13 protein-coding genes are annotated in these 15,035 nt (G+C 57.7%); 2 read left to right on the top strand and 11 right to left on the bottom strand.

Annotation, left to right across the window (positions count from 1 at the left end; genetic code table 11):
- Nucleotides 1-62: 62 nt before the first annotated feature.
- From QPM17_RS06875 to folE, 10 genes are all read right to left on the bottom strand, one after another.
- Complete coding sequence (locus tag QPM17_RS06875) at nt 63-1,781, bottom strand: diguanylate cyclase (RefSeq protein WP_285389920.1); 1,719 nt, start codon at nt 1,779-1,781, stop codon at nt 63-65.
- Nucleotides 1,782-1,917: 136 nt separating this feature from the next.
- On the bottom strand, nt 1,918-2,367 hold the full coding sequence (locus QPM17_RS06880) for a DUF411 domain-containing protein (protein WP_285389921.1): 450 nt from the start codon (nt 2,365-2,367) through the stop codon (nt 1,918-1,920).
- A gap of 125 nt (nt 2,368-2,492) precedes the next feature.
- Nucleotides 2,493-5,078, bottom strand: coding sequence for a heavy metal translocating P-type ATPase (locus QPM17_RS06885; protein WP_285389922.1), 2,586 nt, complete (start codon nt 5,076-5,078; stop codon nt 2,493-2,495).
- A gap of 6 nt (nt 5,079-5,084) precedes the next feature.
- Nucleotides 5,085-5,516 (bottom strand): MerR family transcriptional regulator, encoded by a 432-nt coding sequence (locus QPM17_RS06890; protein ID WP_285389923.1) that lies wholly within the window; start codon nt 5,514-5,516, stop codon nt 5,085-5,087.
- Between the two features lie 231 nt (nt 5,517-5,747).
- A complete protein-coding gene (locus tag QPM17_RS06895; protein WP_285389924.1) occupies nt 5,748-6,068 on the bottom strand; it encodes a hypothetical protein in 321 nt (106 codons plus the stop codon).
- Between the two features lie 58 nt (nt 6,069-6,126).
- Nucleotides 6,127-8,388 carry a bifunctional diguanylate cyclase/phosphodiesterase gene (locus QPM17_RS06900; RefSeq protein ID WP_285389925.1) on the bottom strand — a complete coding sequence of 754 codons (2,262 nt, stop codon included), beginning with the start codon at nt 8,386-8,388 and terminating at the stop codon, nt 6,127-6,129.
- A gap of 54 nt (nt 8,389-8,442) precedes the next feature.
- Entirely contained in the window at nt 8,443-9,750 is a 1,308-nt protein-coding gene (locus tag QPM17_RS06905; protein WP_285389926.1) for a cyclic di-GMP phosphodiesterase, read from the bottom strand.
- Between the two features lie 95 nt (nt 9,751-9,845).
- Entirely contained in the window at nt 9,846-10,286 is a 441-nt protein-coding gene (locus tag QPM17_RS06910) for a CoA-binding protein (RefSeq protein WP_285389927.1), read from the bottom strand.
- Nucleotides 10,287-10,288: 2 nt separating this feature from the next.
- Complete coding sequence (folX, locus tag QPM17_RS06915) at nt 10,289-10,681, bottom strand: dihydroneopterin triphosphate 2'-epimerase (RefSeq protein ID WP_285389928.1); 393 nt, start codon at nt 10,679-10,681, stop codon at nt 10,289-10,291.
- A gap of 26 nt (nt 10,682-10,707) precedes the next feature.
- Entirely contained in the window at nt 10,708-11,274 is a 567-nt protein-coding gene (gene folE, locus QPM17_RS06920) for a GTP cyclohydrolase I FolE (protein WP_285389929.1), read from the bottom strand.
- Between the two features lie 194 nt (nt 11,275-11,468).
- Here folE and QPM17_RS06925 point away from each other — a divergent pair, with 194 nt between their 5' ends.
- Nucleotides 11,469-12,386, top strand: coding sequence for an alpha/beta fold hydrolase (locus QPM17_RS06925; RefSeq protein WP_285389930.1), 918 nt, complete (start codon nt 11,469-11,471; stop codon nt 12,384-12,386).
- A 1-nt stretch (nt 12,387) separates the two neighbouring features.
- Here QPM17_RS06925 and QPM17_RS06930 read toward each other — a convergent pair whose 3' ends face one another.
- On the bottom strand, nt 12,388-13,452 hold the full coding sequence (locus QPM17_RS06930; protein ID WP_285389931.1) for a GGDEF domain-containing protein: 1,065 nt from the start codon (nt 13,450-13,452) through the stop codon (nt 12,388-12,390).
- A 183-nt stretch (nt 13,453-13,635) separates the two neighbouring features.
- Here QPM17_RS06930 and QPM17_RS06935 point away from each other — a divergent pair, with 183 nt between their 5' ends.
- The gene (locus QPM17_RS06935; protein ID WP_285389932.1) at nt 13,636-14,730 is read left to right on the top strand and encodes a patatin-like phospholipase family protein; all 1,095 of its coding nucleotides are present in this window, start codon (nt 13,636-13,638) and stop codon (nt 14,728-14,730) included.
- The last annotated feature ends 305 nt before the right edge of the window (nt 14,731-15,035 follow it).

Raw genomic sequence — 15,035 nt, forward strand, 5'->3', positions numbered from 1 at the left:
AATGGATAGAATTTGAATGTTGCTGCGGAGTATACCGGTTATGGCGGTATGAGTCAGACCCGTTAAGCGGGGTTAATTTCACTGCCCTGGCTATCAATAATATAGACCCGATTGCGGCCCTGTTGTTTGACCCGGTAAAGCGCCTTGTCAGCCTGACGAAGGATGGTTTCAACATCGTCGCCGGGCTGACAGTAGTAACCACCTACGCTGACGGTAACAGGCGTTCCGGTGCGGATGCTGTCTCTTTCGATGGTTTCATGAATCCGCGACGCGATCTGGTGCAGAGTATCCCGGTCGCAGGGTGATAGCACGACCACAAACTCGTCTCCGCCCCACCGGCCGGCATGGTCGTAGGGGCGTACACCGGCTTTCAGCCAGAGCGCGACGCGGCAGAGGATGTCATCACCGGCCTGGTGCCCCAGGTCGTCGTTGATGGCTTTGAAGTGGTCAATATCGAGCCAGATCAGACCGAAGCCAGTGCCTTGCCGCTCGGCCCGCTGTATTTCCTCGTCGAGCGCTTCATCCAGCCCGCGCCGGTTTTTCAGGCCGGTAAGGGCATCAATACGAGCCAGCCGATGAAGCTCGTCCGTGCGCTGTTCCACTTTTCGTTCCAGTTCACGGGTTGAGTGTGCAAGCGTGTCGGTCATCTTTTCGAAATGACTGGCGAGCCGGCCTATCTCGTTATCCGGCTTGTCCAGGTGTGGAAGGGTGAAACTGCCACCCCGAACCTTCTCGACGGCACTTTCGAGGCTGATGATGGGTTTGAGTATGCGCGAGCGGATAATGAGATGGAACAGGATCAGCGTGACGATCAGGCTGGTCAGGAATACCGCGACCAGTGGCCAGAGATAACTGCCGGGGAGAAGGGTCTCCAGGTCCAGCAAGGTGATTTCGAACCAGCCGATGGCAGGCAGAAAGGCGACACCGGCCAGGTGTTTTCGTCCGTCCACCGTCACAAAGCTGCTCTCCACCGCACCGGTGGCGCCACCACGATTCTTGAGAATCTGCAGCATACCCAGCACTTTCTGTTTGTCCTCGGTGTGGTCAAACAGAAGGTCCACGGTGCTTTTCTGGCCCTCGGGTTTGATGATACTGGCGAAATCAATGTAGTTCTGATCCCGGTATAACTGGATCGCTCCGTTGTAATCCACGAACAGGGTGGTAATGCCGTCCTGATCGATGTCGACGATGTCCTGAAGAAACGAGTCCAGATCGAGGCCGGTACCAACCATGCCAACGATACGGTCATTTTCATCGCGCATGAGAACGTCGATCCACAGCTTGGTGACGCCAAGCTCGGCGTCAGGGTTTACATTCAGGTGGAAGTTGCGGCCTTCCTCGATCAGCTGGAAAAACCAGGCGTCCTCGGGCTTATCCGGATTCAGCTGATAGCGGAGTTGGTTGTTTTCAAACTCGTTGTCAGCGTTGTTGTAGTAGTAACGGCGGGAATCCCGGAGAGCCACAAAATAGCTATTGTCGCGGAAATTGCTACGGAAGCTTTCCATTTCACGGATGGCTTCGCGCCCTAACGCCTCGTCTTCCGGCGCTGTGGCCCATTTCACCAGCGTGGAGGAATCCGCCATCTGGCGGGCCAGGCCTATTTCCCGCTCCAGGGACTGCAACAGGCGGGCGCTATCGTAGCGAACCTGTATTTCCGCGACCTGCTGTCCCCAGCGCTCGATAATATCCTCGGAGAGCTCCCGGTAGGCCAGCCATGACGCCAGCGAAGCGGTGATCATCAGCACCGCTACCAGGCTCAGGAGTCGGGTTTTGAGGCTCAAGAGCGTTCCTCATAGGTGGTGAGTCTATCTGGTAGCTATCATAGAGCAGGGACGGCAAAGAGTGTAGGAAAAACAGACAGGGCTGCAGTTGCAGCCCTGTGTAACGGTGGTGCTCCGGCGCCCGGAGTCGTCCGGACTAGTTGTGTTCTGCAAACACTCTGGTCTGGCCGCTCTCATTAAACATCAGGACCTGGTAGTGGTCTTTGCGGTCACCCATTTCCATGCCCGGCGATCCCGCCGGCATACCCGGTACCGCAAGCCCTTTAGCTTTCGGTGCCTCGGCGATCAGTCTATGGATGTCATTGGCAGGTACGTGGCCTTCAATCACATAATCGCCAACGAACGCGGTATGGCAGCTGGCCAGTGACGGTGTCAGGCCGGCATCGATCTTGATGGGATTCAGGTCGTTGGTTTCGGTCACTTCCACCTTGAAACCATTCTCCTCCAGGTGGTCTACCCAGTCGGTGCAGCAGCCGCAGGTGGGAGACTTGTAGACATGAATGTCCTTGAGTCCTTCCTCGGCCTGTAACTGGCCATTCAATCCAAAAGTCGCGACGAGGCCCAGGGCCAGCATGTGTTTTTTCATGATGTTACCTCAGTGATGATGGCTATGATCGTTGTCCGGTTGGCTGCTTTCGGAGGGTGACAGCCAGAACCACCAGACAATGGCGGCCATCAGTATCAGTCCTCCGGAGTTGACCAGAAGTGTGCTCATTCGTTCCCCTCCTTGCCAGCATTATTGCTGGTTCTGAACAACCGCAGCCGGTTAGCGTTGGTGACCACCGTCACCGAAGACAGCGACATGGCGGCGCCGGCCAGTATCGGGCTCATCAACATTCCCCACAGAGGGTATAACAGCCCGGCTGCCACCGGTATACCCATGGAGTTGTATACAAAAGCACCAAACAGGTTCTGGTGGATATTACGAACAGTAGCCCGAGATATCTCAATGGCGTCGGCCACGCCGTGAAGCGAACCGCGCATCAGCGTAATGCCAGCGCTTTCGATGGCCACGTCGGTTCCGGTGCCAATGGCAAAGCCGACGTCCGCCGCCGCCAGGGCAGGGGCGTCGTTGATGCCGTCGCCCACCATGGCTACGGTGTAGCCTTTACCGCGCATTTCGCTGACGATGGTGGCCTTGTCTTCCGGCAACACCTCGGCACGGTAATCGTCGATCCCGGTCTTCTGGGCGATGGCTCTGGCGGTGGCGTCCACATCGCCGGTGACCATCATGACCCGGATGCCGGCATCGTGCAGGCGGCGGATGGCGTCCTCGGAATCCTGCTTGACGGCATCGGCAACGCCGATTACGCCCACAGCCTGGTTGCCCAGGGCCAGGAATAACGGGGTTCCGGCTTCGGAGGTAATGGCATCCGCTTCTTTCTGAAGACCTGCCAGATCGACGCCCTCATTTTCCAGCCAGCGACGATTGCCCAGCCGCACGTGCTGTCCGTCCAGCTTGCCCTTTACGCCCTTACCATTGAGAGCCTCGAAGCCGGTGACATTTTCCGGGGTGGCGTCTTCTTCCCTGGCCTTTGCCATTACCGCCTCTGCCAGGGGGTGTTCCGAGTGTTGCTCCAGGCCAGCGGCAAGGGCCAGAAGCCGGTTGCTGTCATTGTCGACCGCGTGGAAGCGGGTGACGGCCGGGTGCCCTTCGGTAATGGTACCGGTCTTGTCCAGTATCACCAGGTCCAGCTTGCCGGCGGTCTGCAGGGCGTCCCCCTGGCGGATCAGCGCGCCATATTCCGCAGCCTTTCCGACACCCACCATCACCGACATGGGGGTCGCCAGGCCCAGGGCACAGGGGCAGGCGATGATCAGCACCGTGGTGGCGGCTACCATCATGTGAACCACCGCCGGATCCGGCCCGACGTTGTACCAGACCAGTGCCGATACCACGGCAATCAGCATCACGGTGGGTACAAACACCGAGGAAATCTTGTCCGCCAGACGCCCGATGGCGGGCTTGGAGCCCTGGGCCTTCTTGACCAGACGGATGATCTGGGCGAGGGCGGTTTCGCTGCCCACGCGGGTGGCCTTGTAGATGATAGAGCCGTGGGTATTGAGGGTGCCTGCGGACACCTCGTCACCCTCGCCCTTGCTGACAGGCATGGGCTCACCAGTGAGCATGCTCTCATCGATGCGGGTGCTGCCCTCGGTGATTTCCCCGTCCACCGGGAGCTTTTCTCCAGGGCGAACACGAATGCGGTCACCCACCTGGACCTGTTCGACCGGCAGGTCCTGCTCGTCGCCGTCACGGATCACCCGGGCGGTTTTTGCCCGCAGATCCAGCAGCCGTCGCACGGCTTCCGAGGTTTTGCCCTTGGCGCGAAGTTCCAGCGCCTGCCCCAGGTTGATCAGGCCGATAATCATCGCTGAGGCTTCAAAGTACACATGCCGCGCCATTTCTGGCAGCGCATCGGGGAAACTGGCCACCGCAATGGAATAGACCCAGGCGGTACCGGTGCCTAGGGCAATCAGGGTGTCCATGTTGGCATTGTGATGGAGGAACGCCTTCCAGGCGCCGGTGAAAAAGTGGCCGCCAGTGGCAACCATCACGCCCAGGGTAAGAATGCCCAGGGTAACCCAGGTCAACTGGTTGTCCGCGGTGACCATCATGGTGTCGAAACCCATGCCCCAGACCATCAGGCCCAGACCCAGGCTCAGACTGATGGCCATCTTCACCAGCAGCGTTTTGTACTGTTTGCGGTCTTCTTCCTGCTTGCGGTCGTCCGCTGCATCCGGGTCCTCGATCACGCTGGCGCCATAGCCGGAGCTTTCAACCGCTTTTATCAGCGCCTGTGGATCTGCATAACCGGTAGCCGTGGCGGTGTTATCCGCAAGATTCATGTGGGCACCGGTAATGCCATCCACCGACTTAAGTGCCTTTTCAATGGTATTCACGCAAGAGGCACAGGTAGCACCGGTCACAGCCAGATAGATCTGGTCGCTGTCAGCTTTGGCCGGGGTTTTCTCCGCCTCCGGTTCAGGTTCCGCCCGGCTCTCTGTCTGGGCCTGGTCGTTATCGGCATGGCAATGCTCTCTCTCCGAAACCGCACCAGTGGCAGAAGACGCCTCCAGGGGCGAGGCAGGGTACCCGGCCTCCGTCACAATACGGGCCGCTTCGCGGATATCGATGCCATCGGGCAAGGCAACGGTCTGCTCATCCAGATTCACATCAACCCGGTCGGCACTGCCGGTCAACGGCTCCAGCGCACCACGAATCTTGCGAACGCAGCCCTGGCAGGATGCGCCGGAAATCGACAGTGCCGGGTGTAATGCGACTTTCTCATTCATCAGGCATCACTCCTCAATGGCGGATTCAGGGACCGATTCATCCCAGTGTTCAATCAATCTGCAGATCGTATGGCCATCTGGCGTGCCATCCGGCATATCCTGCCAGGCGGAAAGCGCAGCGGTCATCCGGTTGCGAAGCTGCTGCAGCTCGGCAATCTCACGTTCCACCTCCGCCAGCCGCTGCTGGAACACGTCGCGAACCATGGGACAGGGCGAATGATGATCCTCCGCCTGTTCCAGAATCTGCCGGATTTCCGGTAGCGAGAACCCCAGCTGACGCGCTTTGCGGGCAAACCGCAGCCGTCTCAGATCTTCAGCGTCGTAGTGCTGATAGTTGTTGTCGGGGTTCCTCGTGGGTTTCAGCAACCCTTCCCGGGTATAAAACCGAACCGTATCGGGGTTAACCCCCGCACCTATAGCGATGTCTTTAACTTTCATAACCCTGACGGCCATTCCCAATGTTTATCGAGTGAAGGGAAGGCATCCTTTTCCGAAACTGTGCGGAGCCATGGATGGCGGAGCTCAAGCGTCACAAGGATGTGCCGAAGGAGCGTGTTTCGGAAAAGGATGCCTTCCCTTCACGGATAGCACCCAGATATGGATGCCATCCAGCATTAAGTTAAGAATAGACTAAAACCTGTGAGCTACTCACAGGTCAAAGGTTTTTTTTCAGGAAGAGGAATCTTTCGATCGGAGAAAGGTACCGCAGGCCTTGCACTGGTCCGGTGCCATGAGTTTGGCCTGCCAGCCGATCTTCTGGCCACAGGCAGGGCATTTCAGACGCAACTGCAGAATGATGATCGGGGTAATCAACAGCGCAATGAGAACTCCCAGAGGGCCCCAGCTATCGCCGCTTGAAAGACCAAGCTGGCTGCTGAAAACCAGGATTATGATGAGCGCAACGAACGCGAAGATGAAGTAACGCTTGTTCCAGGTTTCCCAACGACGAAGGCGGTCGTTCTGTTCCCTGGTCAGATATCTTGAACTCATGAGTCGGTACCTTGAAAGTTGATACCGCAATAGTGGTGATTCCAGGCGTTCATTTCAATCAGCTGCCGACGGGGGTGTCCACATTCAGCAAACCGGCACTCAGAGCCTTTTCCAGTTCGGCCGCGGGAATCGGCCGGCTGATCAGATAACCCTGGATCAGGTCGCACCGGTGATTCTTGAGGAAGTTCAGTTGCTCCGGCGTTTCAACACCTTCGGCCACCACCTGGATACCCAGGTTATGGGCAAGGTTGATCACAGCGCGGGTAATCACCGCATCATCATGGCGCCTGGTCACTTCGGTGATGAAGGAGCGGTCGATCTTCAGCAGATCTACCGGAAAATCCCGCAGATAGCCCAGTGAAGAATAGCCCACGCCAAAATCATCAATCGCGAGGTGCACGCCCAGTTTGTGGAGCTTGGTGAGCTGGTTGAGATTGTGCTCAATGTTCTGGATAAAGATCTCTTCGGTCAACTCCACTTCCAGCCGGTCCGCAGACACACCATTGGCCTCCAGTGCTTCCTGGATGTGCTCAACAATACTCTCGTCATCCAGCTCGCGGCCCGACAGGTTCACGGCTATGCGCAGGTTGGCGTAGGGGCCGTTCTGCCATTTCGCCAGCTGGCGACAGGCGGCCATGACCACCCAGCGGCCAATATCGGTAATACGGCCGCTTTCCTCAGCCAGCGGGATGAAATCGACAGGCGGCAGCAGGCCCCGGCGAGGATGCTGCCAGCGGATCAGGGCCTCAACGCTGTTGATGGACGAGTCGTTGAGATCCAGCTGGGGCTGGAAATAGAGCACAAACTCGTCGTTGGCCAGCGCATGGTTCAGGTCCTTGTCCAGTTCCAGGCGCTTGACCTCCCTTTCCTGCATACCTTCAGTGTAGAACTGGTAGGTATTTCGACCCTGCTCCTTGGCCCGGTAAAGCGCCACGTCGGCATTACGCAGAAGCGTGTCGGCGTCCAGGCCACTCTGTGGATAGACGGCCACCCCCATGGTCGCGGTAATACCATGCTCCTCGCCCTGAACAAGGAAGGGTTCCTCGAAGCACTGCTTGATCTGGCCCAGCAGATGGATCACGTCGTCAATGTCATCCACGTGCTGCTGGCAGACCATGAATTCGTCACCGCCGGAATAGGCGACCATGACTCTCTCGTCACTGAGCCCATTGAGGCGCTGGGCCACTTTGATCAGCAGTTCATCACCGAACTGATGACCGAGGGAGTCGTTAAGGGTCTGGAAACGGTCAAGGTCAATCATGACCAGGGCAGCCTGTCGCATCTGGCGGTCCGCGATACTCAGGGTATGGGCCAGGTCTTCCATGAAAAAGCGACGGTTCGCCAGTCCGGTCAGGGTATCGGTGGTTTCCAGGCGAGCCAGGTCCTGTTGTACTGCCTGGCGCTGGCTGATTTCCGCATCCAGTTCCCGCCGGGTTTTCAGCAACGCCTGGTTACGCTTGAGGATCAGTTGCACCAGCAGGGTGGTGAGGCTGGTTAGCAGACCCATGAAGAGCATGACAATGAAGGTGACAAAGGGCCACCTGCTTTGCTGTTCCTCCACCCACGAGACAGACGGGGTAACCGTCAGTGTCCAGTCGATGGTTGGCAGCTCGATGTCTACGGTGTGGGAAAATTCCGGGTCGGTGTCAGTGGAGCTGTTGAGCTCGTAGGCTGATTCCCCACCTTCACCGATATTGATGCGGAAGGATTCCAGGGCGTTGCTGGTCAGCAGTTCTCTTGCCAGGGTTCCCATCTGGAATACGCCGGCAACAAAGCCATTGTTGGCGTCGCCTTTGAATATGGGGGCGTAGATGACTATGCCCCTGCCACCCTGTTTCAGGTCTATAACGCCGGAAATGTCCAGATTGCCGGTGGTCTGGGCTTCCTCAAGGGATGCCTGCCGTTCCGGAGAAAAAGCCACGTTATAACCAACGGCATCTTCGTTGCCCTCGAAGGGTTCAATCCAGCGAACAATAAAATTGCGATCGATCCATTCAACCGCCTGGTAGACGCCAAAATCGGACAGATAGTTGCGGGCATCCCGCTCCCAGACTTCCCGGGGCATCTCCGGTTCGGCTTCAAACCGTTTTGCCATGCGGCTGATGGCATCGGCGTGAACCATAAACTCCCGCTCAAGGCGGTTGGCCATGGATTCCGCCTTGTTGTTCAGGTTGGTATGGATCTGGCTGCGGTCCTGCTTTTCAATGCCATACTGCAGACCCAGAGCAATCGCCAGGAACATCAGGAAAATCAGTGCTGGAAACGCCGGGTTCAGCAGGCCCCTCACAAACAGGGTTGGCGCTGATGCAGGTTTGTCCACAGAGTGCTCCGGTTGATGAATTGGTCCAACTGACTATCGGCAGAATTCTCTCGATTATGAGGGATAAACACGACGATCTGTTATTAATTGTTGAATCCGTTCGTGCAATGATATTCCGTAAGCGCCGTCGGGCAGTGGCTGGACGATTTCAGGTTGTTCCCCTAAAACCGGCTTTGCCAGGTCAATCGTCCTCGGTGTGACAGCGTTTTTTTCGGCATCCAGAAGAATTTCTACCCGGGGTTTGAGCTTCTTGCCTGGATGGACTGAAACAATCAATGCTACCTCGCCGGTAGTAAGTTCAACCAGTGTGCCGGGCGGATAGATGCCAACCATCCTGATAAACGCCTCCACCAACTCGGCATCGAACTGCTGGCCACGGTTTCGGTACAGTACCCGTATGGCGTCGGAAGCGGGAATACCGTCCCGGTAGCAACGGTCACTGGTCATGGCATCGAAGGCGTCAACAATCGATACCACCCGGGCAAAGCGACTGATCTGCCATTCCTCCAATTGCTCTGGGTAGCCACGCCCATCCATTCGTTCATGATGGTGACGGGTAACATCACGTATGATCGGATCAAGGTTCGGATCCGCGCTTAACAGTTCATAGCCGAAGGTGGTGTGTTCCTGCATGATCGCGAATTCGTCGCTGCTCAGTGCACCGGGCTTGTTGAGTATCTCCTGGGGCACTTTCAGTTTGCCCAGATCATGCAACAGCCCACACATTCCGGCAATTTCCAGGTCTTCGTCCGGCATGCCCAGGAAGCGGGCAAATGCGACGGTGAATATGGCAACCCGCAGACAGTGCTCGGCCGTGTAGGCATCCCGGGACTTGATGCGGCTCATCCAGAACATCGCGCTGGCGTTGGCCTTGATGCTCTCAACGCACTCGCGAATGATAGGGCGGGCAGCCTGCAGGTTCAGGTCATTTCCCTGCTCGATGTCGCGGATTACCTGCTCTACAAAGTTCTGCGTCTTGCTCCATGCCTCACTGGCCCGCGGCATCTCTTCTGCCAGCGGACGGATTTCAGGCATGGGACTGGCCGTACGCTTTTTGTGAAGGGAGACCTTGTCCAGCGCCGATGACAGAAGTTTTTCCTCACCTTCCACCAATACCCACTCGCAATACTGGCGCAGGATGCGGGCCTGGGTGCTGTCCTGGATGGTAAAGCCCTGGAACAACACTGGAACTTCAGTCCAGGGGCGATCCAGCTTGATGACACGCATGCCAGGGGTGATCAGATCCACAGGCAGACGAACCCGTTGAATGGCGGAATGGCCATCAGGGTCGAAAAGCCCTGCCTGGGAGCGGGCGATCGGCTTTCGCGGTAGGGGTTTGCTGGTTTTACGTCGGAACCACATGGCTCTGCCAGTCTTATGATTGTCTGGTTCGAGTATGGCAGAAATGCTGTCCGCGGGACAGATGCCGGCTCAGCGGCATCGGATGGCAGCAAGAGTCAGGCGGTTGTTTGTCGTGCCGGCGGTACGCCCAGGCGGGGGATTTCCTGTTTGGGGCATCTGTCCATAACAACCGTTGCTCCCGAGGCTTCTGCCCGAAGGGCCCCCTCTTCATTAATGACGCCGAGCTGCATCCAGATGACCGGTATATCACGGTCGAGGGCGGCATCGATTACCGGGTCAGTGCGCTCTGGCGCAAGGAAAAGATCTGCCATATCCACGGGTGAGGGAACAGAAGCGAGATCGGGATAAACCGTTTCCCCGAGAATTGTTTTACCTGCCAGCCTCGGGTTTACCGGTATTACCCGGTATCCACGCCCCTGGAGATAGGCCATCACTTCATGGCTGGGGCGGTTGGGCTTGTCGCTGGCGCCAACAAGAGCAATGGTGTGGACGGTTTCAAGAATCCGACGAAGCTGTTCGGGAGTGTTTCGGGACATGGTTATACCGGGTTGCTGGTGGCACGGTGCGCCTCAAGACAGACGGACACTGACTCCGCGTAGCGTAACGCATGGGGCTTGTCGATTTCCACTGTCGCCCAGCTCACGGCCTCGTGCTCCATTACGATGCTGAGAACCTCGTGGGTGAGCCTCTCCAGCAGGGTAAAACGGTTGCCGTCCACGTGGCTGATGATCTGTTTGGTAATCGTGCGGTAGTTCAGTGCAGCGCGGATGTCGTTCTGGTTGATGGCATCCGCGGCATCGTAGGTGAGCCGGACATTGATCAATACGTCCTGCTGATTGTTTATTTCTTCGTCCTTGATGCCGATGTAGGCTCGCAGCAGCAGATCTTTAATCCGCACGGTTGCCTGGTGGTTTCCGGTTACTGCAGTCATCTGGCCTCCTGGTCATCAATGGCTATTCAGCGATCCCGAATCAGCGTCAGGAATTCGGTCCGTGTGGCCTGGGACTTCCGGAACTGGCCCAGCATCATCGAGGTTTTCATGCGGGAGTTCTGCTTTTCCACACCCCGCATCATCATGCACATGTGCTGGGCCTCGATGACCACTGCAACGCCCTTGGCGCCGGTGACCATCTCGATGGCTTCGGCAATCTCACGGGTCAGGTTTTCCTGGATCTGCAACCGGCGGGCATACATGTCGACAATACGTGCAAACTTGGACAGACCAAGCACCTTGCCCTGAGGCAGGTAGGCAATATGGCATTTCCCGATAAAAGGCAACATGTGGTGCTCGCACATGCTGTAGAGCTCGATGTCCTGAACCACCACCATTTCATCCATGGCGGACTCGAAAACGGCGTCGTTGACAAGGTTCTCGAGGCTCTGCTTGTAACCCTGAGTAAGAAACTGCATGGCCTTGGCTGCCCGCATGGGGGTGTCCTGCAGGCCTTCTCGGCGCGGGTCTTCACCCAGGCCGGAGATAATCTGCTGGAAATGGCTGGCCAGCTCATCAAGCTTGTTGGTCATAAGGGCTTCCGGTGTCGGTCGTCGGTTCAAAGGCGAAAGCTTAAGGGAATTTGTCCATGTCCTCCAGATCTACGGCTGTTGAGACCAAAAAGACCACCCTGATCGACCCCGTTCGCAAATTGTCAGGCCAGATATGGCAGCGACGGTTGGTTTGATTTAGAGTTTCAGTTTCACGCAGGTTTCAGGAAACCGGAATGGAACAGGTGATACAAGGAACGCACGGCCTGATAGCCCATGATGCCGGGAAAGGAACTCTTGAAGGGTGGCAGCAGGAGGGCAAATGGTTCTCCTATGGGGGACATGCCATCTTCAGCCGTATGGCCGGCCATGGCGATGCCGTTGTGTTGCTCCATGGCTTTCCTACAGCGAGTTGGGACTGGAACCGGCTGTGGCCAATGTTGGCACAGCATCATGCGGTTTTCGCCCTGGACATGCTGGGGTTCGGCTTTTCGGATAAACCGGCACTTTACGATTACAGCATTGAAGACCAGGCCGACATGTTTGAGGGCTGGATCGCTGGCCTCGGGCTGCGCAGTGTCAGCCTGTTCGCTCACGATTACGGTTCCAGTGTCGCTCAGGAGCTACTGGCTCGCGATCAGGAAGGTCTGTTGCCGTTTACCATCACCCGCGTTGCTTTTCTGAACGGGGCGCTTTTCCCGGAGGTTCACAACCCACTGCTGATCCAGAAACTGCTGCGCAGTCCGCTGGGAGGTCTGATCAGCCGGGGGCTGACCCGCCGGACTTTTGAGCGCAATTTCCAGCGTCTTTTTGGTGCCGCCAATGTACCCGAACAGAAAGATATGGATGACTTCTGGTATCTGCTGACCTACAACAACGGTCGCGGCATCCTTCACAAATTGATTCATTTCATGGAGGAGCGCCGTTGTCACCGCAATCGCTGGGTGGGTGCGCTACAGAATGCCAGACAGCCGATGCGGCTGATCTCCGGTGTGGCCGACCCGGTTTCCGGGGCTGCAATGGCGAGGCGTTATCGTGAGCTGATACCGGAAGCCGATGTTGTCAGCCTGAGGAATGTTGGCCACTATCCGCATTTCGAGAGTGCTGGAGAGGTTTACCGGGCCTGGCGGGATTTTTGCCAGCGAACAAAGTAGGTCAGGCGTCGGTGACCAGGGTGTCGGTATCTTCCGGCGGCAGATCTTCCTGGCGCCTGGGCGCACTGGCTACCTGATTCCGGCCCCGCGCTTTCGCTTCATAGAGGGCCTGGTCTGCCCGGTTGAGCCACACCGACCAGGTTTCGCCCTTGCCAACTTCCGCCACGCTGGCGCTGGCGGTGATCTGGATACTTTCCACAAAGGGACGCGCGCTGATGGTTCTGAGCAGCTCCCTGGCTACGGTGTCAGCATCTTTCTGGCGTGTTTCCGGCAGCACCAGCATGAATTCCTCACCGCCAATCCGGAACAGACGGTCGTTTTCCCTCAGTCGTTTGCGCAATCTTGACGACAGTTCCTGCAGGACCCTGTCGCCGGCGAGGTGTCCCCACTGATCGTTGATGGTCTTGAAGTAGTCCAGGTCCAGCAATATCAGGCTTGAAACCCGCTCGTAACGCTCGCGCATCTCGATCTGGGCATTGAGGACATCGGCCAGCTGTGAACGGTTAAGGCAGCCCGTGAGAGGATCGGTAGTGGCCAGCCGGGTGAGCTCTGCCTGCAGTCTTCCAACCAACCAGGCAAAAATCATCACAAACAGGCAGGTCAGCCCGAGGGAAAAGGTGATACGCCAGAAATCCGCCTCCGGGAATCGCATAAAGGACACCACGGACATACTCACTACAAACACGATGTTGCTGAGAGTCGCTTCCCTGAGTGGCAGAAGAAAAAACAGCGCCGCAGCAGCGGGATAGGCCCAGTAGAGTCCTGCATGACCGTTAATGGTGGTCGAGTAGACGGCGCACACTACCGCAAGTATGGGGAACAGTCGGCCCTGCAGGAAATAGCGACTGCGAAACCGCAGAAATGCGATCACCGCAACCGCGTTCAGGCAGAAAAGTACCAGCAGCCAAGCCAGCAACAGGTTGTCCTGTCGCCACTGCACCATCACCAGAGGCGCAACTGCCACAAACGCCCAGAAGTGGAGGTGGTAAACAATCTGGCGTTTGAAGCCAAGTACCGCAAGGGTGGGGTTGGTGGCCAGGCTGTTTGTTGCGGCAAGAGGATTCAAAGCATACTCCCGCGGTTCATGATGGGAACGGGCTTCCCGCCCGAATAAGGCTTTTCGGAAGTCTAGCACGCCCTGCCGGGTAAGGAAGCCGGTTTTCAATCTTCCGGTGAATGAATGCGAACGCTGCTATGGCTGCTCCGCCGTCAGTTCGATAAACTTGCCGGGCCTGAGTAAGGAGCCTTTATGACCGCGGTCCACACACGTCCTCCCGCGCTTACCATCCGTGCCGGCAGCCGTGCCTTGAAACGGTTGCAGGAACAACCGTTTACCGCTGCGGATGTGCATGTGGTACCCGGTGCAGCCGGCGGTCCCAAGGCGCTGGGGATTTCCGGCCTGGACAAGGCCATCTTCGGGGAATTTCTGCCCAGGGTTCCCCAGGTGCGCTCGCTGATTGGTTCCTCCATCGGCAGTTGGCGATTTGCAGCGGTAGCGTCAACGGACGACCCCAAGGCACAGCTGGCCCGGCTGGCGGACCTGTATACCGCTCAGCGCTTTGCCAAGGGCGTGAGCATGGCGGAGATCAGTCGCAAAAGTATGCTGTTCCTTGAGGAGCTGCTGGCCGGCCATGAAGACCATATTCTCAATAATCCCTGGTATCGCCTGAACATTGTTGTCGTGCGCAGCCGCGGCATGCTGGAGCACGACACCAAAGGCCGCCTCAGTCTCGGCCTGATGAATGCAATCAGCGCCAATATGGTCAGCCGCCGCCACCTGGGCCGCTTCATGGAGCGCGGCATTATCCACGACGCGCGGGTAAAGGCGCCCCTGGCCAGGCTGGTGGACTTTCCCAGCCACGAAGTACCCCTGAGCCGGGATAACCTGATGCCGGCCCTGCTGGCGTCCGCATCCATTCCCATGGTGATGTCCGGCGTCCGCAATATCCCCGGCGCACCGGATGGCCTCTACCGCGACGGCGGCCTGCTGGATTATCACCTTGACCTGCCCTACAAGCAGTCCGGGGTGATTCTCTATCCCCACTTCACTGACAAGGTGGTTCCCGGCTGGTTCGACAAAACCCTGCCATGGCGCCGTGGCGACGCCACCCGATTGCAGGATGTACTACTGGTGTCACCGTCGCAGGAATACCTGGAGTCGCTTCCAGACAGAAAACTCCCGGACCGCAAGGATTTCGAGCGCTATCTGGGCGACGATGCCGGCCGCGAGCGTTCCTGGCGCAAGGCCATTGCCGAGAGCGATCGCCTGGGCGACGAGTTCATGGAACTGGTGGAGTCCGGCCGCCTGAAAGACGTGTTGCGGCCTTTGGACGGGAAGCGCTGATAACTCGGGTAGGCATCGGTGCGGGGCACCTGTTCCAAACACGCCCGTAAATACATCCCTGTAGGGCTCGATCGCGCCATCCCTGGCGCTCCACGGTTTGGCACAGGTGCCCCGCACCGATGCCCGCAGCTTGCAGATAGCCTTATCATTCGCGAGTAGCGGCTTGCACGGGTTTCCGAGCTGGCGTTGGGAGGGACTTCACCAGACTGTCTTCGGCCATGGATGGCCGAAGTCAAGCGCACAGGGACGTGCTTGTAGCGTGTCTGGTGAAGTCCCTCCCAACGTCAGCCTGCACCTGAAATAGC

Source organism: Marinobacter azerbaijanicus (assembly GCF_030250645.1).
Classification (GTDB): Bacteria; Pseudomonadota; Gammaproteobacteria; order Pseudomonadales; family Oleiphilaceae; genus Marinobacter; species Marinobacter azerbaijanicus.